Source organism: Agrobacterium deltaense RV3, assembly GCF_900013505.1.
Taxonomy (GTDB): Bacteria; Pseudomonadota; Alphaproteobacteria; order Rhizobiales; family Rhizobiaceae; genus Agrobacterium; species Agrobacterium leguminum.
On sequence record NZ_LT009745.1, the window covers coordinates 515,070 to 540,760 of the forward strand.

Below are 25,691 nucleotides of genomic sequence, written 5' to 3' on the forward strand. Positions count from 1 at the left end.
GTGGAACCGTGCGGCGGCTTTTCCGTCGCCCTTCTCATGAAGAGACAGGACGAATTTATGGCGCAACCACCAGTCATCTCCCTGCCCAAGGTCAGTCCGAGCACGCGTGACATCGGTTTCGCACTGGGCATCGTGGCGATCCTCTGCGTTCTCTTCCTGCCCATTCCGGTCATGCTGGTGGATATCGGTCTGGCCTTTTCGATTGCGCTTTCGGTCCTCATCCTCATGGTGGCGCTCTGGATTCAGCGGCCGCTGGATTTCTCGTCCTTCCCGACCGTGCTGCTGATCGCGACGATGATCCGCCTGTCGCTGAACATCGCGACGACGCGCGTTATCCTCTCCCACGGCAATGAAGGGCCGACGGCGGCGGGCGGCGTGATTGCGGGCTTCTCCAGCCTCGTCATGTCCGGCGATTTCGTGATCGGTCTGATCGTCTTCCTGATCCTGATCACCGTCAACTTCATCGTCATCACCAAGGGTGCGACGCGTATCGCCGAAGTCGGCGCACGTTTCACCCTGGACGCCATTCCCGGCAAGCAGATGTCGATCGATGCGGATTTGTCCGCCGGCATCATCGATGAAAAGGAAGCGCAGCGCCGCCGCCGCGAGCTGGAAGAGGAAAGCTCCTTCTTCGGTTCGATGGACGGCGCCTCGAAATTCGTGCGTGGCGACGCCATTGCCGGCCTCATCATCACCGCGATCAATATTTTCGGCGGCATCATCATCGGTTATTTCCGCCACGGCATGCCCATTGGCGAAGCGGCCGACGTTTTCGTCAAGCTTTCGGTCGGTGACGGTATCGTCTCGCAGATCCCGGCCCTGATCGTATCGCTGGCAGCCGGCCTTCTGGTCTCGCGCGGCGGCACCGCCGGCTCGACGGACCAGGCGGTCGTCAACCAGCTGAGCGGTTATCCGCGCGCGCTGATGGTCTCGGCCATGCTGATGGGACTGCTCGCCATCATTCCGGGCCTTCCCTTCCTGCCCTTCATCTTCCTCGGCGGCATCATGGCCTTCGGCAGCTGGTATATTCCGCGCCAGGCGGAGGCCGAAAGCGCGCTGCGGCGTCAGGAAGAGGAGAACAAGGTTCTCCAGACCACCGAGGCGGAAAAGGATTCGGTAAAGCAGGTGCTGAAGACGGCCGAGATCGAACTGGCGCTCGGCAAGCAGGTTTCCACCCGCCTTCTCGGGGCGCATCAGGAACTGGCCTTCCGTGTCGGCAAGATGCGCAAGAAATTCGCGACCCAATACGGTTTCGTCGTGCCGGAGATCAAGGTTTCCGACGACATCATGATCCCGGAAAAGGCCTATCAGATCCGCGTTCACGGCACGACCATCGCGTCCAGCAACCTGCGCGTCGGCGACGTTCTTGTCGTGACCGGGGCAGGGCGCAAGCCGAGCATTCCCGGTGACGAAATCCGCGAACCGGCTTTCGGCATGCCCGCCGTCTCGATTCTCGAAACCTTCACCGAGGATCTGAAACGCGAAGGCTTCCATCCGATCGACAACGTCTCCGTGGTGCTGACGCATCTCAGCGAAGTCATCCGAAACAACCTGCCGCAGCTCCTGTCCTACAAGGATGTCAAAATCCTCATCGATAGGCTCGATCCGGAATACAAGAAGCTGGCCGACGAGATTTGCTCGTCGCACATGTCCTATTCCGGCCTGCAGGCGGTGCTGAAACTGCTGCTCGCCGAGCGCGTCTCAATCCGCAACCTGCATCTCATTCTCGAAGCGGTCGCCGAACTTGCGCCGCATGTGCGCAAGACGGAACAGATCGTCGAACATGTGCGGGTGCGCATGTCGCAGCAGCTCTGCGGCGATCTTGCCGACAATGGCGTGTTGCGCGTCCTGCGCCTCGGCAACAAATGGGACATGGTCTTCCATCAGGCGCTGAAGCGCGACCAGAAGGGCGAAATCGTCGAATTCGACATCGATCCCCGCCATCTTGAGGAGTTTTCCGAGCAGGCATCCAAAGTTATCCGTGAATTCATGGATCGCGGCCTGCCCTTTGTCCTTGTAACCTCGCCGGAAACGCGGTCCTATGTGCGCATGATTATCGAGCGACTCTTTGCGACCCTGCCGGTTCTTTCGCATGTGGAACTGGCCAAGGGTCTCGAGATCAAGATTCTGGGCGCCATTTCATGATAACCGACCCGCAGGGGACAATCATTGCATTGTTCCTTGCCATCTGCCGTATCGGCGCATGCTTCATGACCATGCCGGGCTTTTCAAGCTCGCGCATTTCGCCGCAGATTCGCATGCTTCTGTGCGTCGCGGTGTCCATGGCGCTTCTGCCCGTGCTGTGGGACACGATCTATCCGAAAGTTTCCGGCGCAAGCCAGGGCACGGTCGTCGGCCTCATCTTCACAGAGGTCGTCATCGGTTCGATGTATGGCCTGATCGCGCGGTTCTACACCCTCGGTTTCCAGTTCACCGGTGCGCTCATCGGCGCTTCCATCGGTCTCAGTGCGCCGGGCGGGGCCGATGTGATCGAAGACGTGCAGGAAAACCAGATATCCAACTTCATCACCTTCGGCGGCCTGCTGGTGCTGTTCATATTCGATTTCCACCACATCGTCCTCAAAGCGCTGGTGGATTCCTACACCGCCACGCCGGTCGGCGCACTGATCAGCGGCCAGAAGATGCTGATTACGCTGACCGACACGCTCAGGGCGTCTTTTTCGATCATGCTTCGGCTTGCCAGCCCCTTCGTGATTTATGGCTTGATGTTCAACGTCGCGGTCGGCCTCATCAACAAGCTCGCGCCGCAGATTCCGGTCTTCTTTATCTCGACGCCCTTCGTTCTCGCGGGTGGTCTTTTCATGCTCTATTTGTCGATTGCGGCCCTCATCCGCCAATTCGTGGATGGTTTCGGCCCGGTCTTCATCGGTTTTTGATCGGGAGAAATACGATGGCTTCGGACAAGCGCTCGGCCAAACTCAAGCGTCTGGTAACTGTCCAGCGGCACATGGAAAAAATGGCCGAGGTGGAACTGGCCGATACCACCCGCACACGGGCGGAAGTTGCGCAATCCATGGAGAACGTGCTGGAGGCCATGAGTTCCATGGAACCGGTGCATCAGACATTTTCCCGGCACTATTCGGACCGGTACGGCCGTCTCGTCGTCCAGGACCGCCAGCTTGAAGGCGTTCAGCAATTTCAGGAAAACAAGGTCCTGAAGGAAAAGACCAAGGCTGACCGGCTCGAGGACAGGATGCACCTTGCGCGCGATCTTGAGGACCGCGAGGCCGACGATAATGCAATCTATGATTTGTTAGAAATTACGAATGTTTCCCACACACCAGCCTCCAGCAAGGTTGGCGATCCATAGTCTGTCCCATTGTTGCATCGCGGGCGTTTTTGACGACGTCTCCGGCGATGTTTCTTGATTGAGCGGATGCGCCGGCTTTCTGTGCCGCCCATTCGTCAGCTCGGGAGATCTGGACGTGGCGATATCGGTGATAAGTGATCTGGTGATGGATGTGGTTCGCGCTGCGGACCCCCAGGAAGTTCAGGTCGCCCAGGAAAAACTCAAGGCGAACAAGGCGGCTTTTGCCGCAACCAGCCTTGCCGATGCTGGCAAGGGTTTTGGCGCTGCGGTCGACATGCTGGATGGCGCCTCCTCGAAGGCCGGTCTCGGCGACACCAATATTCGCGCGGCCCGCACCGAAATCCCGGAAACATACCGTAAATATGAAGCCTCGGTGCTCCAGACCTTCGTGGCCAACATGCTGCCGAAAGACAGCGAGGAAGTTTACGGCAAGGGCAATGCCGGCGAGATCTGGAAGAGCATGATGGCCGAACAGTTTGCCGACACGATTTCCAGAAATGGCGGCGTCGGCATCGCGGAACAGGCTTACAAGGATGCGCTTCGGAAGGCTGAAAGCAAAGGCATTACCGACGTATCGATGAATGAAAAAGACAATAATGCTGCAATTCGGATGGTGGCGGAGTTCGAGCGGCAGGTCCTCGGCGTTTCCAATGAGAAAACGGACGAGGCTTGAGAATGAAAAACCTTAACGAGGAGACAAGCATGGACCTTATGTCGAACGACCACCGTATCCAATCCGTTCTCGGCCGCCTTGAGATGATCATCGACAACGAGAACGACAATATCGGTAAGGACCCCCAGTTCGATTTCAAGGTCTCCAACGCCCACAAGAGCCGTTGCCTCTATGAGCTGACGATGCTGTTCCGTGATACCCCGCGCGAGGAAATCGCCGCCGGTTACATGGAGCAGGTCAAGGGCATCAAGTCCAAGCTCGCCACCAATGCCAGCCGCGTCGAGGCGCATCTGAATGCGGTTCGCGCGGTTGCGGACCTCTTGAAGAACGCCATTCAGGAAGCCGATACGGACGGCACCTATTCGCAGGAACAGTTCATGTACGGCGCAGCCTCCTGATGTTGAAGCTTCTTCTCACTGGCGTCTGGGTTTGCGCCGTCACGCTCGGCGCGGTGTATTTCTCCGTCCAGTTGGCGACGGCGCCCGCGCCGGATGAGGCGGGGGCGAAAAAGGCCAATCTGCAACTGGTCAAGGGCGAAAGCATCACGATCCCCGTCATCAATGATGGCGGGGTAAACGGCTATTTCCTCAGCCGTATTTCGCTGCGCGTCGACAAGACCAAGATGGCGAAGATCGAGCTGCCGGCAACGCAGTTGATGACCGATGAACTGTTCACGCTGCTTGCGGGTTCTTCCATGGTCAATATCGCCAATATTTCCACCTTCGATCCAGAAGCCTTCAAGCAGCGCATCCGCGAGGGGCTGAACAAAAGGCTCGATGACGAGGTGGTCGAGGACGTGCTGATTGAACAGCTCGATTATCTGTCGAAAGCCGACATCCGCGAGCAGAACGGCAATGGCACGCCCCGTTCGGTCAAGCTCGTCGAGGGCGAGAAGGCCGAAGCCGGCAAAGAAGCGGCGCCAAGCCACTGACGACCGGCAGGCGAGGGGCGTCGGCCGGATAAGGGATGCGGAGCATCCTTCTGGTTAATTGTCTCTTGCCGCATCCCCAGGCATTCTAGAGATTGCTTTCAAGCTAAATTCAACCTGCACCTGTATAACGAACCCATGAACCACCATCCCGCAGACCATGCATTGGATCGGTGGCGATGGGTTTGGCATTTGGGGGTTGGCAATGAGTTTTGCGTCAGGTTTCGCGCGGCCGGAATCGCAACGGAATATCCACGGACTGCGCGTCTGTGATCTCGACTGGAATGGGGCGCTGGAATTGGTCAGCGGCAGGGCGTCTGCCTGTGAAGGACACACGATGCTGTCCTTTCTCACCATCGAAAAGGCGAAGCTTTCGCTCAGGGACAACGCCTACCGGCAGATTCTGGAAAGCTGCCTGCTTCTGCCGCAGGGCAAGGCAATGAGGGTCGCCGCGCGCAACGAGAATGGTGAGCCTTTGCCTGCGCCCATCGACGGCGTCGCCTTTGTGATGGCGCTTCTGACCTATATGGCCGTGCCGAAGCGTATCGGTGTGGCGGGAGATGATGCGGCGCAGATCGGCGAAGTTCTCGCCAGGTTGCGGGCGCACGCGCCCTGGCACGATTTCGTCATGCTGAACCGCGATGCATCGGGCGTTAAGGTGGATGTTCTGCTGGCGGGAATGTCGAAGGAAAACCAGGAGACATGGCTGCACCGCACCGTCAGCCGTGAGAATGCACGGGTCACCATCGCGGTTGGCCCGCTGTTCAAGGTCCTGTCTTCGGAAGTGGCCGGCATGCCGGAAATTTTCCGCAAGCTTCACATGAGCTGGCTCTACAGCCTCTGCGCCGAACCCTGGCACATCGCGCTCGGCAAGAGCTGATGCCGTTCTCGCAGGCGTTGCGTTAACCATTTGTTTGCCACGATCCTTTAACCTCTCGTAAGGTTTTGACAGTCGCCCGTTACGGGCGGCACCGAGGGCGGCAGACGGCTTCAGATGGTTGATGACAATCCGGACATGATGGCGATCCGCCCTGACGAGAATGATGTCGCTGTGCCCGTATCGCAATGGCGCAGACATTGTCGGCGGCTCCTGACGTCCGGCTGCATCGCCGCTGCCACCGTTGCCGGGGCTGCCCTTCCGCTTCTGCTGGTCGATTCGGGCTTTCGCGGTTATGTTTCGCAGGCCCGGATCGAGGTCTCACAGACCGCTTACGATGCCCCCGATGCTGCCCGCTTTCTGGCGATGGCGCGTCGTACCCTGCTTTCACCCTCCGGGCTCGACCGTATAACCGCCGATCTCAAGCTGAAGTCCGCCGATATGGTCGGCGTTCGCAATCAGGGCGAGCTTGGCCTGCTTTTCGACCTTCTGACCGGCGCGGATGCGCGTCCGCTATCCGAGCGTGAGGCGGTGAACGGTGCGGTGGGCGAAGCGATCCGGCTGGAACTCACTCCGGATGAAAATACGCTCATCGTGACCGGCAAGGCCGCAACGCCGGAAACCGCCATGCGGCTGACCGATTACCTCTCGATGCGTGTGATCGCCGATGGCAAGGCCGGCACCATGACGCCCGCCATGCGCGAGACGGAGAGGGCGCGGACAAGGCTCGATGAGGCGGAAGCGGCGCTAAACGGTTTCCAGATGCGCCACGGTGACGCCGTGATGGCCGAGGCGCAGCAACTCGAACAGCAGCTGCGCGACGTAAACGACAGTCTGGCGCGAACCACCCGGCAGCAATTGGCCATTCAGGCCGATCTGACGGCGGCTTCGGCGCTGAAGCCGAATGATGTCTTTGCGAAGCCTCTGCCGGCCGGCGTGGGTTTTTCAGCGCTTGAGGATATCAGGCAGAAACACTCGACCGCCAGCATGGCGCTTGCTGCGGTTTCGGTCGATTACGGCCCGAAACACCCCCGCCGCATCGCCGCCCAGAATGCGGTGGATGCCGCACAGGCGCTTGCCGCCCCCGCATTGCGGCAATTGCTGGAAGGCCTGCGGGCGGATGAAAAGCGCATCTCTCAGGAGATCGCGACCGCCAATGGCGAGCAAAAGAAATACCTCGACCGCCTGAACGAACTCGGTGTCGCCCCCGGCGAGTTCTCCAGATTGCAGGGCGAACTGGAAACGGCGCGAAATGTCTATCTCGAGGCAAGCGAACGCCGCGACCTCTCCGCCTCCGCCACGCCCGCGGTCGAGACCCGTTTGGTGAAAAAGGCCGCCCCCGGCGAGTTGACCCGCGATCTGACGCAAGCTGCCATGCTGGCGGGCGGCGGTGCATTGATCGGCCTGATGGGCAGTCTTTATCTCCTGAGCTACCGTCGCCATGACGAGGAAGAGGAGGGTGCATTGCTCATCGAAGAGGGCGCGCAACTTCCATCCTCCGTCGAGCCGTCGTTCGAGTCTCTGCAGATTTCCGAATTCGAACCGATCGAGCCGGCTGTGTTCGACGATTTGCAGGATCTTGCCGCAGAGGACAATATCGAGCCGGAAGAAGACGGCTTTGCCGATTATTACGGCGAGGCCGTCAATGACGACGACGACATGCCGCTGGACGAGCGCGTGCGGCAGGTCCTGATGGGCAACCGCACGGTCAGGAGTGCTGATCCGGCCTCTTCCGGCCTTCCACCGCTTCTGGCCGAAGCCCTTGTCGGAGACTTCGACCATGCCCAGGCCCAAGCCGAGGAACTGATGGAATTGCGACGCGAACTGGCGTTCCTGAGAGAGCGTCTTGCCGATTACGCCGATCGCCGCGAAGACTACCGCAAAACAGCCTGAAAACGCCGCATTTTCGCTTGCATTCCTGCGAAGGGGGCACCATACGGAGCCTACGTAACCCAGCAGGAGCAGGACGCATGGCAGTTGTGATTGACGGGAAGGCGAAGGCGGCTTCGGTAACGGAGGCGGTCCGCAAATCGGCAGAAGCGCTTGAGGCGGAAAAGGGCGTAAAGCCCGGTCTCGCGGTTGTCATCGTCGGAAACGATCCGGCCAGCCATGCTTACGTGAACTCCAAGAGCAAGATGGCCAAGCAATGCGGTTTCAACTCCATCCAGCACACGCTGCCGGAGGAAACCACGCAGGCCGCACTCCTCAAGCTGGTCGGCGAACTGAACGCCGACGCTTCCATTCACGGCATTCTCGTGCAGCTGCCGCTGCCGAAGCACTTCAATTCCGATGAGATCATCCAGTCGATCCTGCCCGAAAAGGATGTGGATGGCTTGAGCGTGCTGAATGCCGGCAAGCTCGCGACCGGCGATCTCGCCACCGGTCTCATTTCCTGCACGCCCGCCGGCGCCATGCTTCTGGTACGCGGCATTCACGGCGAAGACCTTTCCGGCCTCAACGCCGTGGTCATCGGCCGCTCCAACCTGTTCGGCAAGCCGATGGGCCAACTTCTGCTGAATGCCAATGCCACGGTGACCATGGCGCATTCACGCACCAAGGATCTGGCCGGCATTTGCAAGACGGCGGATATTCTGGTCGCGGCGGTCGGCCGCGCGGCGATGGTGAAGGGCGATTGGGTGAAACCCGGCGCGACGGTCATCGATGTCGGCATCAACCGCATTCCGGCGCCGGAAAAAGGCGAAGACAAGTCGAAGCTGGTGGGCGATGTCGCCTTTGACGAGGCGAGCGCCGTTGCCGCCGCCATCACGCCCGTTCCGGGCGGCGTCGGCCCGATGACGATCGCCATGCTGATGGCCAACACCGTCATCGCCGCCCATCGCGCGCTGGGTCTGACCGCACCGAAGTTCTAAGCGGCTGGAAACGGCCGGCTACGCTTTCGGAGCCGGCCCCGTCGAGGCGCGCACCACAAGTTCCGCCTTCCAGAGTTCCTGATGCGGTTCTGTCTGGTTGAGCTTGATCCGGTTGATCAGGCGCTGGCCCACGCGTACCCCCGCCGCCCGGAGTGATGAGCGGGTGGTGGTCAGCGGCACGGAGAAATTATCCGGCTTCAAAAGTGGCAGCACGTCGTCATGGGCGATCAGCGAAATATCCTTGCCGGGTTTCAAGCCCCGCTGGTTGAGCGAACGGATCGCGCCGAGCGCAAGCGCGGTACTGGCGCACAGAATAGCGGTCGGTTTTTCCGGGCGTGACAGTAAGGCCTCCATGCCGAGATAACCTTCCTCGTCGGTCATGCTGCTGTGTCTCTTGTTGTTCGCATGCAATGTCAGGCCATTTGCCGAAAGCGCCTTTTCCACCCCGAGACAGCGCCGGTAGGTGAAATCATAACCCTCCGGGCCGTTCAGAAGCCCGATCCGCGTATGGCCAAGCTGGAGGAGAAGCTGGGTCGCATCGCGGAAGGCACCCTCATTGTCCACGTCGAGATAGGGATAATCCTCCTCCACGCCAACGGAGCGGCCATGCACGAGGAAGGGCAGGGAGAGCGATTGCATCATGGCGATGCGCGGGTCGTTCTTCTTCATATAGGCGAGATAGATGCCATCGACGCTGCCGCTTGCGGCGAGCCCCCGCAGGGCTTCGCGCTCTTTTTCCGGCTCGGTCGGCATGATCACGAGATGAAAGCCGCTGCGTGATGCCTCCTCACCGAGACCGCTCAGGAATTCGCCGAAATGCACGTCGGAACGGTGATGCTCGCCAATCGGCATGACAAGCCCGATGGAGCCGACCTTACCTGTCGCCAGCCGTTGCGCGGCCGCATTCGGGCGATAGCCTGTCTTTTCGGCAGCCTCCATGACGCGGCGGCGCGTCTCGGCGCTGACCTCGGGATAGCCGTTGAGCGCCCTGCTGATGGTCGTCTGCGAAATGCCCAGCAGTTGCGACAGCTGTTTCAGGTTCATGTCTGTCATTCCTCCATGCGCGCGCCCCGGGAATACGGCAAAGCCTCTCCTCAATTCCCAAAGCGCTTTAGATTTTTACCAGTCTCCACCGCATTTCTCAATCGAAAAGGATAGCCGCCTTCCGAATTAAATATGACTATTCATAGGGCGTTGCAACGTTTCCGCAGAAAGAGCCTCTTGACTCCGTCTTAATGACAATGAGATGAATAGGCAGCCAAAGCGCTTTGATTGGAGAGGACGCTTTGAGCCTTTTATGTGATGGGAGGTAAATCACATGCAGAAGACTCTTTTGGCGACGGCCGCCGTCATGGCTTTGCTGTCCGGTGCGGCCTTTGCCGCCGACCTGAAGTTTGCACCCGGCGGCGACGCCAAGTTCAACTGGAAAAGCTACGAGGACTTCAAGGCGGCCCATGCCGACCTGAAAGGCCAGACGCTGACGATTTTCGGCCCGTGGCGCGGTGAAGACGAGGCCCTGTTCCAGTCGGTGCTTGCCTATTTCGCTGATGCGACCGGCGTGAACGTCCGTTATTCCTCGTCGGAAAATTACGAGCAGCAGATCGTCATCGATACGCAGGCGGGCTCGCCGCCCAATATCGCCATCCTGCCGCAGCCCGGCCTTCTGGCCGATCTTGCCGCCAAGGGCTTCCTCGTGCCGCTCGGCGACAAGACCGCCGACTGGGTCAAGGAAAATTACGGCGCGGGCCAGTCCTGGGTCGATCTCGGCAGCTACAAGGGCAAGGACGGCAATAAGGCCTATTTCGCCTTTCCCTTCAAGGCGGACGTGAAGTCGCTCGTCTGGTACGTGCCTGAGAACTTCGAGGAAGCGGGCTATAAGGTGCCCGAGAGCATGGAAGACCTGTTCAAGCTGACGGACCAGATCGTTGCCGATGGCGGCACGCCCTGGTGCATCGGTCTCGGTTCCGGCGGGGCAACCGGCTGGCCGGCAACGGACTGGGTGGAAGACCTGATGCTGCGCACCCAGCCGCTCGACGTCTATCAGAAATGGACGACCAACGAGGTCAAGTTCACCGATCCGGCCGTGGTCGAAGCGATCAACGAATTCGGCAAATTCGCCAAGAACGAAAAATATGTCAGCGGCGGCGTCGCGGCCGTGGCCTCCACCGATTTCCGCGACAGCCCCAAGGGCCTCTTCGACATTCCGCCGAAGTGCTACCTGCACCATCAGGCGTCGTTCATTCCGTCCTTCTTCCCGGAAGGCACCAAAGTGGGGACGGATGCGGATTTCTTCTACATGCCGACTTACGCGTCAAAGCCTGACCTCGGCAAGCCGGTTCTCGGCGCTGGCACGCTGGTCACCATCACCAAGGAAGCGCCTGCCGCGAAGGCTTTCGTCGAATTCCTGCAGACCCCGATCGCCCATGAGGTCTGGATGGCGCAGTCCAGCTTCCTCACGCCCTATAAGGGTGTGAATGTCGATGCCTATGCCAATGAGCAGATGAAGCGACAGGGTGAAATCCTGACGACCGCGACAAGCTTCGGCTTCGACGGTTCCGACCTCATGCCCGGCAAGATCGGTGCCGGCGCATTCTGGACCGGCATGATCGATTTCGTCGGCGGCAAGTCCGCGGATCAGGTCGCGAGCGATATCCAGAAGGCCTGGGACGGCCTGAAGTAAAGATATCGGATCGGGCCCGGCGGTTTACTGCCGGGCCCTTACCAACAGCGCTGCCCCGACGACCGCATAAATCAGCGCGGCGCGGAGAGGATCAAGGGAGGGAACATGGCTCAACAACTCGTTTCGGCCATCGGCGTGATGGTGGCGGGGGTCTTTGCCTGCGCTGCCTATTACTGGCTATCCGATAAGGTGCTTCAGGCGATCTTTCCGGTCCGCGCGGGAGACGTGCTGCAGGCATCCCGCAACCTCAATCGCCGCGCGGCGGTCCGGCCCTGGCTGTTCATCGGTCCGGCTTTGATCCTCCTGCTGGTCTATCTGGTCTACCCCGTCATCGCCACGCTGATCCTGTCCTTTTATGACCGGACCGGCAGCGAATTCGTCGGTCTTGCCAATTATCGCTGGGCGTTTTTCGATGCCGGTTTCCGCCAGTCGATCTTCAACAATATCCTTTGGCTCGCCGTCGTGCCGGCCGCCTGCACCTTCTTCGGCCTCGTTATCGCGGTCATGACCGACCGCATCTGGTGGGGCAATATCGCCAAATCCATCGTCTTCATGCCGATGGCGATTTCCTTCGTTGGCGCATCGGTCATCTGGAAGTTCATCTATGAGTATCGCGCCGAAGGTCAGGTACAGATCGGCCTCTTGAACGCCGTCGTCGAGTTTTTCGGCGGTAATCCGCAGGTCTGGATTTCCATGCCCTTCTGGAACAATTTCTTCCTGATGATCATCCTCATCTGGATTCAGACCGGTTTTGCCATGGTCATCCTGTCGGCGGCGCTGCGCGGTATTCCGGAAGAAACCGTCGAGGCGGCCGTCATCGACGGGGCCAATGGCTGGCAGATCTTCTGGAAGATCATGGTGCCGCAAATCTGGGGCACCATCGCCGTCGTCTGGACGACGATCACCATTCTCGTGCTCAAGGTCTTCGATATCGTACTGACCATGACCAACGGGCAATGGAACACCATGGTTCTCGCCAATCTCATGTTCGACTGGATGTTCCGCGGCGGTGGCGACAGCGGCCGAAGTGCGGTCATCGCGCTCATCATCATGGCGGCCGTCACCCCGATCATGGTCTGGAATATCCGCCAGGCAAACCGCGAGATGGAGGGCCGCTGAGATGAATATTTTCAAACGCCTTCGCCGCGTCGGCCTGCCGCGCCTCATCGTCCATGCCAGTGTTCTCGTCGTCGTGCTGCTCTGGCTGCTGCCAACGCTCGGCATTCTCGTCAGCTCGCTGCGCGACAAGGACCAGATCACCGTGTCGGGCTGGTGGACGGCCTTCTCCAGTTCCGAACAGACCTCGGCAGTGCGCCTCGCCGATGCTTCCGTGCAGAAGCAGGACGGCAGCCGCTATGTCATATCAGGCAATGTTTTCGAAAACGGACAGGGCGGCAAGGTTGCGGCCTTCGGCGTTCGCGTACAGGAACCCACGGCGTTCAAAGCCGGCGAGGCGGCCGATATCGGTGACGGCGAAACATTACTCGTTAATACGGACGGTAGCTACGAATACAGCAAGGCCGCGAGCTTCGAAGGCTCTCGCGGCAAGCGCGTCTATATTTCCGTCGCGACGCCGCCCGTCTTCACGCTCGACAACTATCGCACGGTCCTGACCTCGGAAGGCATCGGCCAGTCCTTCGTCAACTCGCTGACTGTCGCCGTGCCGGCAACCGTCATCCCGATCCTGATTGCCGCCTTCGCCGCCTATGCGCTGTCATGGATGAGCTTTTCCGGCCGCAATCTGCTGATTGCCATGGTAGTGGGCCTGATCGTCGTGCCGCTGCAGATGTCGCTGATCCCGCTTCTCAGACTCTATAATGAAATCGGCACCATCTTCGGCGTGCCGTCCAAGACCTATGCCGGCATCTGGCTGGCGCATACCGCCTTCGGCCTGCCGCTCGCCATCTATCTGCTGCGCAACTATATTTCCGGCCTGCCGAAAGAGATCATCGAAAGCGCCCGTGTCGATGGCGCGAGCGATTTTGAAATATTCGTCAAGATCATCCTGCCGCTCTCCTTTCCGGCGCTCGCCTCCTTCGCCATCTTCCAGTTCCTGTGGACCTGGAACGACCTGCTCGTGGCCATGGTCTTCCTCGGCACGCAGAAGGACGAGCTGGTGCTGACCGGCGCGCTCAATGCGCTGCTCGGCTCGCGCGGCGGCAACTGGGAAATCCTCACCGCCTCGGCCTTCGTCACCATCGTTGTGCCGCTCTGCGTTTTCTTCGCCCTTCAACGTTATCTCGTGCGTGGCCTGCTCGCAGGCTCCGTCAAGGGAGGCTGATTATTCCATGAACGCCCATACCAGACAGGACACTTCCATGACCGCTTCGGTGACTTCCGCTTTGACGCCCAACAAGGACTGGTGGCGCGGCGCTGTTATCTATCAGATCTACCCGCGCTCCTATCAGGACTCCAATGGCGACGGCATCGGCGACCTCAAGGGCATCACCGACCGTCTGGCGCATATCGCCAATCTGGGTGCCGACGCGATCTGGATTTCGCCCTTCTTCACCTCGCCGATGAAGGATTTCGGTTACGACGTCTCGAATTATGTCGATGTCGATCCGATGTTCGGCACGCTTGCCGATTTCGACGGGCTGATCGCCGAGGCCCATCGCCTCGGTATCCGCGTCATGATCGACCTCGTCATGTCGCATACCTCGGACCAGCACCCGTGGTTCGTGGAAAGCCGCGCCAGCCGCAGCAATCCGAAATCGAACTGGTATGTCTGGTCGGACAGCAAGCCGGACGGCACGCCGCCCAATAACTGGCTGTCGATCTTTGGCGGTTCCGCCTGGCAGTGGGATCCGACCCGCATGCAATATTACATGCACAACTTCCTGACCTCGCAGCCTGACCTCAACCTGCATAATCCGGAAGTGCAGGAAGAGCTGCTGAACATCACCCGTTTCTGGCTGAAGCGCGGCGTCGACGGTTTCCGCCTCGACACCATCAATTTCTATTTCCACGACCTCGAGCTGCGCGACAACCCGGCGCTCGCGCCGGAGCGCCGCAACGCCTCCACGGCTCCGGCGGTCAATCCCTATAACTTCCAGGAGCATCTCTACGACAAGAACCGCCCGGAAAACATCGCCTTCCTGAAGCGCTTCCGCGCGGTGCTGGACGAGTTCCCTGACATCGCCGCCGTCGGCGAAGTCGGTGACAGCCAGCGCGGCCTCGAAATCGTCGGCGAATATACATCCGGCGATGACAAGATGCAGATGTGCTACGCCTTCGAATTCCTCGCCCCCGATGCGCTCACTCCGCAGCGCGTCGCCGATGTGCAGGCGGATTTTGCGAAAGCCGCACCGGAAGGCTGGGCCTGCTGGGCTTTCTCCAACCACGATGTCGTGCGCCATGTCAGCCGCTGGGGCGAGCATGTCGAGGACAAGGATGCCTTCGCCAAGGTGCTTTCGGCACTCTTGATGACGCAGCGCGGTTCCGTCTGCATCTATGAGGGCGAGGAGCTCGGCCTCACCGAAGCGGACATCGCTTTTGAAGATTTGCAGGATCCCTACGGCATCCAGTTCTGGCCGGAATTCAAGGGCCGCGACGGTTGCCGCACGCCGATGGTGTGGGATGCCGGTCATGCCCAGGCGGGCTTCTCGACGTCGGAAAAGACGTGGCTGCCCATTCCGGCCGAGCACAAGCAGCGCGCCGTCAGCGCCCAGCAGGGCAACGAGGCCTCGGTGCTGGAACATTATCGCCGCTTCCTGAGCTTCCGCAAAAAGCATCCCGCTTTTGCCAAGGGCGGCATCGAATTCCAGCCGGTTGAGGGCGAAGTGCTAAGCTACACCCGCACACTCGGCAATGAAACCGTGCTTTGCCTCTTCAATCTGTCCGCAACGCCGGCAAAGGCGACGCTGCCGGAAGGGAACTGGGAGGTTCTCGAAGGCCACGGCTTTGCAGGCGGTCTTGAAGGCAGAAGCGTAGAACTTCCGGCATGGGGCGCATTCTTCGCCCGTTACGCCTGACAGATGAGGGAGGAACACCCATGACAAGTCTCGTTCTCAAGGATATCCGCAAATCATACGGGCAGGTGAAGGTCCTGCACGGCATCGATCTTCAGATCGAACAGGGCGAATTCATCGTTTTCGTCGGTCCCTCGGGCTGCGGAAAATCGACGCTGCTGCGCATGATCGCCGGTCTGGAGGAAATCACCGGCGGCGAGATGTATATTGACGGCCAGCTCGTCAATGAAATCCCGCCCTCGCGGCGGGGTATTGCCATGGTGTTCCAGTCCTATGCGCTTTATCCGCATATGACCGTCTATGACAACATGGCCTTCGGCATGAAGATCGCGAAAGAGAACAAGCAGGAAATCGACCGCCGCGTCCGTGCCGCCGCCGAAATCCTGCAACTGACGCAATATCTGGAACGTTTGCCCAAGGCTCTGTCAGGCGGCCAGCGACAGCGTGTTGCGATTGGCCGCGCCATCTGCCGCAATCCCAAGGTCTTCCTGTTCGATGAGCCGCTTTCGAACCTCGATGCGGCGCTGCGTGTCGCCACCCGCATCGAGATCGCCAAGCTCAACGAGCAGATGGCCGATACGACGATGATCTACGTCACCCACGACCAGGTGGAGGCGATGACGCTGGCGGACCGTATCGTCGTTTTGAATGCCGGTCGTGTGGAACAGGTGGGTGCGCCGCTCGAACTTTACGAGAGACCGGCCAATCTTTTCGTGGCGCGTTTCATCGGCTCGCCCGCCATGAACATCATCGCTGCAAAGATCACCGAAACCGGTGAGAGGACCTCCATCGAACTTGCCGGCGGCAAGACGCTCGCCGTTTATGTTCCGACGCCCGCAACCGAAAAGGGCAAGGCGGCAAGCTTCGGTGTGCGGCCGGAAGATCTGAGCATCGTCACCGGGGACGATTATCTTTTCGAGGGAAAAGTCGCGATCGTCGAAGCGCTCGGTGAAGTGACGCTGCTTTATCTCGAAGCGCCCAAGGGGCAGGAACCGATCATCGTCAAGGTGCCGGGCATCGTTTCCGTCGGCAAGGGCGAAACCCTGCGTTTTGCCGCACCGCAGGACAAGCTGCATCTCTTCGACGCCGAGGGCAAGACCTATCGCAGCTAATTGCCGTCGATACCGAAACCGTGCCCCGGAACCTCCTCGTTCCGGGGTTTTTCCTGACCTTTTTGCCGCTGTGGAAAAATGTCGGAAATGTCCCGCTTCCGGTCTGTTTAAGCCTGCGCTGATATGAATTGTTAAAGACTATGACCTAGTCTCAATCCATTGATCGAGCATGGGAGTCTGGGCGTGCAGAGCGGTACGGGTGTCATCAGGAACCATTACCTGAGCAAGGAAGAATCCTTCATGTATGACCGCGAAAGCCGGTTTCGCATGGAAGATACCATGAACGCCGCACGCATCGAATATACCGAAAAGGCCGTGATGCACATGGCGGCGCGCCGCTGCGATGTCATCCGCATCTCCCAGACCGAAGCGGTGCTGGCGCTGCTGACGAAATATAACCTGCCGAACCAGTTCTATCTCGATATTCCCGACGCCCGCATCACCAAGATCGGCTGCGTGATGTTGCGCGTCAACGCCAACAACACCATCCACGTCCGCTTCCTGCGCATGCTGACGCAGAAGGAACTGGACCGCATTTTCGTGTTCAGCACGCATCCGGCGCATAGAGACCGGAAGCTCGATATCCGGTCGTTCTGAAGGCAATGTGATGAAGTGGGCTTAAGAGAGCCCACCCAGAACCGTCTGCTTCAACTTCAACTCTGGCACTTCCGTGAAGGCAAGATCGCTGCGGCCGAAATATTTTTGCTGATTGATGGCGGACCAGTCGTTGCAGACGAGTTTGTAGCGCTGTTTCGTTTCGGGCTTTTCCGGCATGGCGTAAAGATAATCGCCGGTGCGCGCGGCGAGCGGAATGTCGCCGTGCTGGTTGCAGCGCTTGAGGATTTGGGCAAGCGCCGCGCCATCCACTTCCGTCACCATCAGCGTGCCGTCGAAACGCACCGAGGCATTAAAATCATAGCGGCGAATATCGCCATCAGGCAGGCCCGCGCCCAGCGAGGTATGGGCAATGAAGCCGACATCCGCGCCGGTTTTTGCGGCGATGAGCTGCGCCACATGGCGGCCCGCCTCATCGACGTTCATCGCCTTCGCGCTTTTACCGACGATGGCCCGCTCTTCCGCCGTCAGGTGCTTTTCGAGCGTCTGCTCGATCAGCGTTTTGAGAGCCGGGGAGGCAGGCGCATTGAGGTCGATCGCGACCGTTTCCATGGCAGCCGCCTTGCCGGGTGTCGCAATGGTCGCAATCGTCATGGAGGTGCACCAGGAGCCGGTGTGAATATATCGGGTCGCGCCCTGTTCATGCACGAAGTTCAGGTGGTCATGGCCGCCGATCATCAACGTGCCGTCCGGCAGCAGGGGCAGGATATCGCGGTCGGCAACGACACCGGCATGGCTGAGAACGATGTTGATAGTATCCGGTTTGACGATCCCAGGCAGATTGGCCTTCGCCCATTCGACCGGCTGCGGAATGTCCAGCATCTCGCGTGTGGCCTTCGGATAGGTGTTGATCGCATTGGTGGCGAGACCCGCCACAACGACCTTCCGCCCGCCGACGCTTACTTCGGCGCTGGCCGCCGCATAGGGTTTGCTGTTGCGCTTGTCGACGATGTTGGACAGCACGGTGATGCCGAGCGCCTGGGCGCGGCTTACGAAATTGGCGAGATCGTTGTCGATATCGGGCTCATGATTGCCGATATTGACGACGGTGGGGGCGAGCTTTGCGAGCGCCGCCAGGAACGTCCATTCGATTTCCCCGGCAGACCGTGTGGCCACCGCATTGCCGATTTCGAAAAGGTCGCCGTTCAGCAAGACGATATGGGGCGCCTTGTCGGCGGCGATGCGCGTTTCGATGGCTGCGAGAAGCTGGCCGATACGCTCATAGGCCGAATGCAGGTCGGAGATGACGATTGCACGCAGCGCCACGTCCTGCGCTAGCGCTGGCTTTGCCGCCGCCATCAGCGGCAACAGGGCGGTGCCCGCCATAAGCTTCAGCACATCGCGGCGTTTGCTCGAGAAAATCGTCATGTCAGGCCCCATCATCCGAAACTGCACCGCCGTCCCGCGGCCGGTTAAGAAGGCCCTAAAGGGCGATCATCACAGCCGCATGACAAGTCTGACGTTTAAGACAGGGGAAATAAAGCGGTTTCTGCGCCAGCTCTCGGTGATGAGAGGTGCATTCAGGCGATACCGCAAAGTGAGATTGAAAGGCGAAAGCCGCACCGGCCTTCGCCCATCAAAAATCAATGGAACAGAACGCTGGCGCCCTGATCGGCCGGACCGGCATTGCGGCGAAAGGGGGCGAACAACTCGCGGCCCATGCCCCAATCATTGCCGGAAAGATCGGCCCGCGCGGGTTCGCGTTTCGCCAGTTCGGCGGCGGAAACGAGCACTTCCAGCGTTCCCGAAATGGCGTCGAGACGGATGATGTCGCCATCGCGGATAAGCGAGATCGGGCCGCAATCGGAGGCTTCCGGCGTGACATGAATGGCGGCCGGCACCTTGCCGGAAGCGCCGGACATGCGCCCGTCGGTCACCAGCGCCACCTTGAAGCCGCGATCCTGCAGCACACCGAGCGGTGGTGTCAGGCGGTGCAGCTCAGGCATGCCATTGGCCTTCGGCCCCTGGAAACGGACGACGGCGACGAAATCGCGGTTGAGCTTGCCGTCCTTGAACGCGTCCTGAAGCTCCTGCTGGTCGTGGAACACGATAGCCGGCGCTTCGATGATGTGACGTTCCGGCTTGACGGCGGAAATCTTGATAACCGATTTGCCGAGATTGCCGGTCAGCATCTTCAGGCCGCCGGTTGGCTGGAACGGGGTCTCGATGCTGGAAAGCACCTTCGGGTCGTGGCTCTGCTCGGGGGAGGGCTGGCGGACAACCGCGCCCTTCTCGTCAAGCATGGCATCCACGGTATAAGCCTCGAGGCCCTGTCCGAAGACGGTGCGCACATCGTCATGCACGAAGCCCTGTTTCAAAAGCTGCTTGATGAGGAAGCCCATGCCGCCGGCGGCGTGGAAATGGTTCACATCGGCAAGACCGTTCGGGTAAACGCGGGCGAGCAGCGGCACGATGTCGGAGAGATCGGAAATATCCTGCCAGGTGAGGATGATGCCGGCGGCGCGCGCCATGGCGATCAGATGCATGGTGTGGTTGGTGGAACCGCCCGTCGCATGCAGGCCGACGACGCCGTTGACGACGGACCTTTCATCGATCATCTCGCCTGCCGGGGTGAACTCGTTGCCCTGCGCGGTAATCGCCAGCGCACGCTTGGCAGCTTCACGCGTCAGCGCATCGCGCAGCGGCGTGCCGGGATTGATGAAGGAGGAGCCGGGCATGTGGAAACCCATGATCTCCATCAGCATCTGGTTGGAATTGGCGGTGCCGTAGAAGGTGCAGGTGCCGGGACCATGATAGGATTTCGATTCCGCTTCCAGAAGCTCGGCGCGGCCGACCTTGCCTTCGGCATAAAGCTGGCGCACGCGCGACTTCTCGTCGTTCGGCAGGCCGGATGTCATCGGGCCGGCGGGAACGAAGACGGCGGGCAGATGGCCGAAGGCGAGGGCTGCGATGACGAGGCCGGGCACGATCTTGTCGCAGACGCCGAGATAGACGGCGGCGTCGAACATGTTGTGCGACAGGCCGATGCCGGCCGCCATGGCGATGGCGTCGCGGGAAAACAGCGAAAGCTCCATGCCCGGCTGCCCCTGGGTCACGCCGTCGCACATGGCGGGAACCGCGCCTGCCACCTGCGCTATGCCGCCAGCTTCCTTGGCTGCATCGCGGATGATCGCCGGAAAGGTCTCATAGGGCTGGTGCGCCGAGAGCATGTCGTTATAGGCGGTGATGATGCCGAGGTTTGGAACCCGGTCGCCGGCAAGGATGTCCTTGTCGGCGGGGGAACAGACGGCAAATCCATGCGCAAGATTGCCGCAGGAAAGCACGGAACGGTGAACGCCCTTCGAGACCTGCAGCCGCAGCCGCTCGAGATAGGTCTCGCGGTAGGGCTTGGAACGTTCGATGATGCGGGCGGTGATGGCCTGAATGCGGGAATCGGCGGACATGGGCGTTCATCCTGTTCGTTGGTCGGCAACCGGCGTTCCGGGAGGTGAACGGCCGGTTGTCGTGTTTCAGTCTTCATGTCTTCGGGGCGCTTTGTCGCCGGGCCGCAATCGCGGCGGTGGCGTTCGGCTTATGGCGCCCAGTATATATCCACGGGCGTTTCTGCCCGGTTCAGCACGGCGCGGATCGGCATTTCATCCTCATCCTCGCCCGACTGTGCCTTCTCCAGCGTCGCCTTCTTGGCAGCGCCTTCGATATGCAGCACCAGAAACCCGGCATCGTGCAGGCTGGAGAAGTTGAAGGTCAACCGTTCTTCTCCGGCATTTTCCGCTGCCATGGTCAGAACGCCGCGCGGCTCATCGAGGTCCAGCGCTTCGTAGAGATTGTCTCCACCGGGGAAGAACGATGCCGTATGGCCATCCGTTCCCATGCCGAGAATGACAACATCGAACGGGTCGCAGATCGCCTCGGTCTTGACGGTCGCAAGCGTCGCGGCATCCTCCGGCGAGGCCGCCGGCTGGAACAACGGCACGAAATAAGCCGACTTCGCCTTGTCCTGCAAAAGGTTCTCGGCAACGAGGCGGTGGTTCGAACGGTCGCTTTCCGGCGGCACGAAACGTTCGTCCACCAGCGTCACGCTGATATTGGGCCAGTCGAGATCGTGTTTGGAAAGCGCCTGAAAGAACAGCTTGGGCGTCGAACCGCCGGAGACGGCAATGCTTGCCGCACCGCGATCCTTCGTTGCCGCATCAAGGCGTTTGGCAACCTCTGCCGAAAGAGCGGTTGCCAGTTCGGCGGCGGTGTCGAAGACGTGTATCGTTTCGCTCATCGCCGGGCCCTCAATCGGCATCGTGCCAGGTGCGGCCGTCGCGCTCGATCAGCGCGATGGAACCGCTCGGCCCCCAGGTGCCGGCGGTATAACCCTGCACGCCCTGTCCCAGATCTTCCCAGCTCTTGAGAATGGGATCGACCCAATCCCACGCCGCTTCCACTTCGTCGCGGCGCATGAACAGCGTCTGGTTGGAGCGGATCGTATCCATCAACAGACGCTCATAGGCATCGGGGCTGCGCACGTTGAAGGCTTCGGCAAAGCTCATGTCCAGCGAGACCTGACGCAGGCGCATGCCGCCCGGGCCGGGGTCCTTGATGAGCAGAGACTGCTTGACGCCTTCGTCCGGCTGCAGGCGAATGACCAGCTTGTTGGCCTCGATCTTGCCGGCCGCATCGTCGAAGATCGAATGCGGGATCTGCTTGAAGGTGACGACGATTTCCGAAACGCGGGTCGCAAGGCGTTTGCCCGTGCGGATGTAGAAGGGAACGCCGGCCCAGCGCCAGTTGGCGATTTCAGCCTTGATGGCGACGAAGGTTTCGGTGTTGGAAACGCCGCCTTCCAGCTCTTCCAGATAGCCCTTGACCGGGCCACCGGCGGAAGCGCCGGCACGGTACTGGCCGCGAACCGTCTGCTTTTCGACGTTGCTGGTGTCGATTGGCTTCAGCGAGCGCAGAACCTTGAGCTTTTCGTCACGCACGGCTTCGGCATTCATCGATGCCGGCGGTTCCATGGCGACAAGGCAAAGCAGCTGCAGGATATGGTTCTGCACCATGTCGCGCAGCGCACCGGCCTTGTCATAATAACCCGCGCGGCCTTCAAGGCCGACCGCTTCGGCAACGGTGATCTGCACATGGTCGATATGGGCGGAATTCCACAGCGGCTCATAAAGCGCATTGGCGAAACGCAGCGCCATCAGGTTCTGCACCGTCTCCTTGCCGAGATAGTGGTCGATACGGAAGATCTGCTCTTCCTTGAAGACGTGGCCGATGGTGTCGTTCAGTTCCTGTGCGGAAGCCAGATCGCGGCCGATAGGCTTTTCAACGACGATGCGGGTCGAGCGGGTGATGAGCTTGTGCTCGCGGATCTTGTCGGCAATATCGCCGAAAATGCCGGGCGCGACGGCCAGATAGAAGGCGCGCACGCGCTCCTTGCCCTCGTCCAGCAGCTTCTTCAGCACGTCCCAGCCATTATTTCCCTTGGCATCGACTGGCACGTAGAAAAGCCTGTTCAGGAAGATGGCGACCTGCGCGTCGTCATATTCGCCGGCCTTCAGGTGCTCCTTCAGCGCGTCCTGCGCGAATTTGCGATATTCCTCGTGGGTCATGACCGAACGCGACGCGCCGATGATGCGGGTCGGCTCCGTGAACTGGCCTTCGACCTGCCGGTGATAAAGGGCCGGCAGAAGCTTGCGCTCGGCAAGATCGCCCGTGCCGCCGAAAACGACACAATCAAAAGGTTCAACAGGAATGATCTGACTGCTCATATCGATTCTCTCGATCTTCAAAGGTTGGGGCATCAATAATCTAATCGATTTAAAAATGCCAGACTCAGTTATGTGAAATTATGAATTTTGCTTCCGCCAACTCGTCCGCCGCCGGCAACAGTCTGTAAACATTGGCCTAAAACCTGTCTCGCAACGCGTACCACGAGAGCGCGAGGAAAAGCAGCGGCGCACGCAGCGACGCCCCGCCGGGGAAAGAGGGCACCTTCAGCTGCGCGAAGGGTGCCAGCATGTCCTTTTTGCCGAGAACGAGATCGGCATAGAGCTTGCCGCAATAATTCGACAGCATCACCCCATGGCCGGAATAACCGCCGATGGACGTGACGCCGGGCATGACGTCGCGCACGAAGACTTTGCGCGGCAGGGTAATGCCGACGGAGCCGCCCCAGGAATGGGTAATCTCTATATCTTTCAGCGCAGGATAGATTTCCGCGATCTGCCGGCGGATGTGGCTGGAAATATCGCGCGGCGCATCGGCCGTATAGGCTTCCCGCCCGCCGAACAGCAGCCGATTATCGGCCGTCTTGCGGAAATAGCGCACCACGAACCGCGAATCCGCCACGGCCTCCCGGTCGGGAATGATGTCGGGAAACGCATCCAGCGGCACGGTGGCGCCGATGAAGGAGCGGATCGGCATGATATGGGCGGCCGTCACCGGTTCCAGATTGCCGATATAGGCATTGGTGGCGATCAGCACCCGCGGCGCGGTGATCGTACCGAAAGGCGTGTCGATGATGGTCTTGCCGCCCGCCTGGCGGATGGATTTCGCCGGCGTCATTTCATAAATGCCGGCGCCCGCCGCTTTCGCCGCCTTCGCCAGCCCGACCAGCAGCTTCAACGGGTGGATATGGCCGGTGCCGGTATCGCGCGTGCCGCCGAAATAATGGGTGGAGCCGACGCGTTTGCGTGCTTCTGCGCGTTCCATATAGGAAATATGCGGATAGCCATAACGGTTGTTCATCGCATCGACACTTCGGCGATAATCGTCCTCGTAGGCGGCCTTGTGCGCCACATAGAGCTGCCCGGGAAGATATTCCATGTCGATGCCGCGGCTGACGGCGAAGCCGCGCAGGTAGTTTTTGGCGTCCTCGGCGATGTCGAACAGCAGCTTGGATTGCTCGAAGCCGATCTCGCCTTCCATCTCGTCGGGGAAGGAACGCTGGCCGGTGCCGAATTGCCCGCCATTGCGGCCGGAAGCGCCATCGCCGAAGCGATGCGCCTCGATGAGGGCGACCGAGACGCCATTTTCGGCGAGATTACACGCGGCCTGAAGGCCGGTATAACCACCGCCGATGATCGCGACATCAACCTGCTTCGACCCGTCGAGAGCCGGATAGTCCGGCCGCTCTCCGACGGTTGCCTGATACCAGGATAGTCCCGGCGCAATCGGGCTCTGCCATGTCATGCTTTAAGAACCCCTCACACGTTGAGAAGCAGGAATTCCCGCTCCCAGGGGCTGATGACCTGCATGAAGGTCTCGAATTCCCCGCGTTTTAAACCGGCATAAAGGCCCACGAATTCATGGCCGAATACCCGGTCGAACTGCTCTTCGCCTTCCAGCAGCGCCACGGCCTCCAGGAGACCACGCGGCAGTTCGATGGAGCCTTCATTGGCCGTATCGGCGGTGGGTTCGGTCGGCTCGATATTGTTGACGATGCCAAGCCAGCCGCAGCCGAGCGAGGCGGCAAGCGCGAGATAGGGGTTGGCGTCCGAACTCGGCAGGCGGTTTTCGACACGCCGCGCCTGCGGACCGGAAATCGGCACGCGGAAGGCGGTCGTGCGGTTGTCGTAACCCCAGGCATTGTTGACCGGGCAGGCCATGTCGGGCGTCAGGCGGCGATAGGAATTCACATAGGGTGCCAGCATGACGAGAGCGTTCGGAACATAACGCTGCATGCCGCCCACGAAGGAGAAGAATTCTTTCGAAGGGCTGCCATCGGCATTGGAGAAGATATTGCGGCCGCTGTCGATTTCCACCACCGACTGGTGGATATGCATGGCCGAACCCGGCTGGCCCTGCATGGGCTTGGCCATGAAGGTGGCGTAGATGCCGTGCTTCAGCGCCGCCTCACGGATGGTGCGCTTGAACAGGAACACCTGGTCGGCAAGCTCAATCGGGTCGCCATGGCGCAGGTTGATTTCCAGCTGCGCCGGGCCTTCCTCGTGGATCAGCGTATCGATCTCGAGGCCCTGTTTTTCGGAGAAATGGTAGATGTCGTCGATCAACTCGTCGAATTCGTTGATGCCGGCGATGGAATAGCTCTGCCCGCCGACGATGGAGCGGCCGGACCGGCCCTTCGGCGGATGCAGCGGATAGTCAGGGTCGTCATTCATGGCGACGAGGTAAAATTCGATCTCCGGCGCCACGACCGGCTTCCAGCCCTTTTCGGAATAGAGCGAAAGCACATTCTTCAGCACATTGCGCGGCGTGTAGGGCACGAAATTGCCCTCGGCATCCACCACGTCGCAGATCACCTGCGCGGTCGGGTCCGTTTCCCACGGCACGACGGAAAGGGTGGAAAGATCGGGCACCAGCTTCAGGTCGCTGTCGCGCGGCTCGTAACGGAAATTCGCGGTCTCATCGGGATATTCGCCGGAGATCGTATGGCGGTAGAGCGCGGAGGGCAGGGCAAGCGAGGTATCGCCCGTGAATTTCGCCGTCGGCATCATCTTGCCGCGCGGAACGCCGGCAAGGTCGGGCGTGATGCATTCTATGTCTTCGATCCCGCGCGCCCGCAGCCATTGTGCGGCTTCGCGCCAGGAGGAAACGCCACGGGGGGAGGAAAGGTCGAGGGGAGGTGTCTTTGCCATGGTTGCCTGTTTCTTCGGGCGGAGCATGGTTTTCTTGGCGGGCATGTATCACCGGGTCTGTGTTTCGACTGGCGCCATCATAACCGTA

At 60.3% G+C, this 25,691-nt stretch carries 22 protein-coding genes; 15 read left to right on the forward strand and 7 right to left on the reverse strand.

What is annotated here, in order from left to right; translation table 11 throughout:
- The first annotated feature begins 57 nt into the window (after positions 1 to 57).
- The 9 genes from flhA to folD all read left to right on the forward strand — a co-directional run bounded on the left by flhA (position 58) and on the right by folD (position 8,679).
- Positions 58 to 2,145 (forward strand): flagellar biosynthesis protein FlhA, encoded by a 2,088-nt coding sequence (gene flhA / locus AGR7B_RS02640; RefSeq protein ID WP_004432552.1) that lies wholly within the window; start codon positions 58 to 60, stop codon positions 2,143 to 2,145.
- Positions 2,142 to 2,897, forward strand: coding sequence for a flagellar biosynthetic protein FliR (gene fliR, locus AGR7B_RS02645; protein WP_004432553.1), 756 nt, complete (start codon positions 2,142 to 2,144; stop codon positions 2,895 to 2,897). Before flhA ends, fliR begins: the two co-directional genes overlap by 4 nt.
- A 14-nt stretch (positions 2,898 to 2,911) precedes the next feature.
- Complete coding sequence (locus AGR7B_RS02650) at positions 2,912 to 3,331, forward strand: hypothetical protein (protein WP_004432556.1); 420 nt, start codon at positions 2,912 to 2,914, stop codon at positions 3,329 to 3,331.
- Between the two features lie 115 nt (positions 3,332 to 3,446).
- Positions 3,447 to 4,004, forward strand: a complete 558-nt coding sequence (locus AGR7B_RS02655; protein WP_065654443.1) for a rod-binding protein — start codon at positions 3,447 to 3,449, stop codon at positions 4,002 to 4,004.
- Between the two features lie 29 nt (positions 4,005 to 4,033).
- Positions 4,034 to 4,402 carry a hypothetical protein gene (locus tag AGR7B_RS02660; RefSeq protein WP_026363659.1) on the forward strand — a complete coding sequence of 123 codons (369 nt, stop codon included), beginning with the start codon at positions 4,034 to 4,036 and terminating at the stop codon, positions 4,400 to 4,402.
- The gene (locus AGR7B_RS02665; protein WP_004432561.1) at positions 4,402 to 4,935 is read left to right on the forward strand and encodes a flagellar basal body-associated FliL family protein; all 534 of its coding nucleotides are present in this window, start codon (positions 4,402 to 4,404) and stop codon (positions 4,933 to 4,935) included. The genes AGR7B_RS02660 and AGR7B_RS02665 overlap by 1 nt, the downstream gene beginning before the upstream one ends.
- Positions 4,936 to 5,137: 202 nt before the next feature.
- Entirely contained in the window at positions 5,138 to 5,812 is a 675-nt protein-coding gene (locus AGR7B_RS02670) for a WecB/TagA/CpsF family glycosyltransferase (protein WP_078051252.1), read from the forward strand.
- A gap of 114 nt (positions 5,813 to 5,926) precedes the next feature.
- Positions 5,927 to 7,702 carry a GumC domain-containing protein gene (locus tag AGR7B_RS02675; RefSeq protein ID WP_080855959.1) on the forward strand — a complete coding sequence of 592 codons (1,776 nt, stop codon included), beginning with the start codon at positions 5,927 to 5,929 and terminating at the stop codon, positions 7,700 to 7,702.
- Between the two features lie 77 nt (positions 7,703 to 7,779).
- The gene (folD, locus tag AGR7B_RS02680; RefSeq protein ID WP_080855960.1) at positions 7,780 to 8,679 is read left to right on the forward strand and encodes a bifunctional methylenetetrahydrofolate dehydrogenase/methenyltetrahydrofolate cyclohydrolase FolD; all 900 of its coding nucleotides are present in this window, start codon (positions 7,780 to 7,782) and stop codon (positions 8,677 to 8,679) included.
- A gap of 18 nt (positions 8,680 to 8,697) precedes the next feature.
- Here folD and AGR7B_RS02685 read toward each other — a convergent pair whose 3' ends face one another.
- Positions 8,698 to 9,723 (reverse strand): LacI family DNA-binding transcriptional regulator, encoded by a 1,026-nt coding sequence (locus AGR7B_RS02685; protein WP_065654439.1) that lies wholly within the window; start codon positions 9,721 to 9,723, stop codon positions 8,698 to 8,700.
- 274 nt (positions 9,724 to 9,997) lie between these two features.
- Here AGR7B_RS02685 and AGR7B_RS02690 point away from each other — a divergent pair, with 274 nt between their 5' ends.
- The 6 genes from AGR7B_RS02690 (at position 9,998) to AGR7B_RS02715 (ending at position 17,039) form a co-directional block, all read left to right on the forward strand.
- Positions 9,998 to 11,359, forward strand: a complete 1,362-nt coding sequence (locus AGR7B_RS02690; protein WP_020812904.1) for an ABC transporter substrate-binding protein — start codon at positions 9,998 to 10,000, stop codon at positions 11,357 to 11,359.
- A 105-nt stretch (positions 11,360 to 11,464) separates the two neighbouring features.
- Entirely contained in the window at positions 11,465 to 12,478 is a 1,014-nt protein-coding gene (locus tag AGR7B_RS02695) for a carbohydrate ABC transporter permease (RefSeq protein WP_080855961.1), read from the forward strand.
- A 1-nt stretch (position 12,479) separates the two neighbouring features.
- Complete coding sequence (locus AGR7B_RS02700) at positions 12,480 to 13,640, forward strand: carbohydrate ABC transporter permease (RefSeq protein ID WP_080855962.1); 1,161 nt, start codon at positions 12,480 to 12,482, stop codon at positions 13,638 to 13,640.
- Between the two features lie 37 nt (positions 13,641 to 13,677).
- Entirely contained in the window at positions 13,678 to 15,333 is a 1,656-nt protein-coding gene (bglA, locus tag AGR7B_RS02705) for a beta-galactosidase BglA (RefSeq protein ID WP_059760843.1), read from the forward strand.
- Positions 15,334 to 15,353: 20 nt separating this feature from the next.
- Positions 15,354 to 16,442, forward strand: coding sequence for an ABC transporter ATP-binding protein (locus AGR7B_RS02710; protein WP_080855963.1), 1,089 nt, complete (start codon positions 15,354 to 15,356; stop codon positions 16,440 to 16,442).
- 240 nt (positions 16,443 to 16,682) lie between these two features.
- Positions 16,683 to 17,039 (forward strand): hypothetical protein, encoded by a 357-nt coding sequence (locus tag AGR7B_RS02715; RefSeq protein WP_035236048.1) that lies wholly within the window; start codon positions 16,683 to 16,685, stop codon positions 17,037 to 17,039.
- Positions 17,040 to 17,060: 21 nt separating this feature from the next.
- Here the strand turns inward: AGR7B_RS02715 and AGR7B_RS02720 are convergent, their stop codons facing one another.
- From AGR7B_RS02720 to AGR7B_RS02745, 6 genes are all read right to left on the reverse strand, one after another.
- A complete protein-coding gene (locus AGR7B_RS02720) occupies positions 17,061 to 18,425 on the reverse strand; it encodes a metallophosphoesterase (RefSeq protein WP_078051503.1) in 1,365 nt (454 codons plus the stop codon).
- A gap of 215 nt (positions 18,426 to 18,640) precedes the next feature.
- Positions 18,641 to 20,461, reverse strand: a complete 1,821-nt coding sequence (edd, locus tag AGR7B_RS02725) for a phosphogluconate dehydratase (RefSeq protein WP_080855964.1) — start codon at positions 20,459 to 20,461, stop codon at positions 18,641 to 18,643.
- 128 nt (positions 20,462 to 20,589) lie between these two features.
- Positions 20,590 to 21,288, reverse strand: a complete 699-nt coding sequence (gene pgl / locus AGR7B_RS02730; protein ID WP_078051243.1) for a 6-phosphogluconolactonase — start codon at positions 21,286 to 21,288, stop codon at positions 20,590 to 20,592.
- Positions 21,289 to 21,298: 10 nt separating this feature from the next.
- Positions 21,299 to 22,774 carry a glucose-6-phosphate dehydrogenase gene (zwf, locus tag AGR7B_RS02735; protein WP_004432590.1) on the reverse strand — a complete coding sequence of 492 codons (1,476 nt, stop codon included), beginning with the start codon at positions 22,772 to 22,774 and terminating at the stop codon, positions 21,299 to 21,301.
- A gap of 136 nt (positions 22,775 to 22,910) precedes the next feature.
- Positions 22,911 to 24,197: an NAD(P)/FAD-dependent oxidoreductase gene (locus AGR7B_RS02740; RefSeq protein ID WP_080855965.1), complete on the reverse strand. Its 1,287-nt coding sequence runs from the start codon at positions 24,195 to 24,197 to the stop codon at positions 22,911 to 22,913.
- 14 nt (positions 24,198 to 24,211) lie between these two features.
- Complete coding sequence (locus AGR7B_RS02745) at positions 24,212 to 25,648, reverse strand: glutamine synthetase family protein (RefSeq protein WP_080855966.1); 1,437 nt, start codon at positions 25,646 to 25,648, stop codon at positions 24,212 to 24,214.
- Between the last annotated feature and the right edge of the window lie 43 nt (positions 25,649 to 25,691).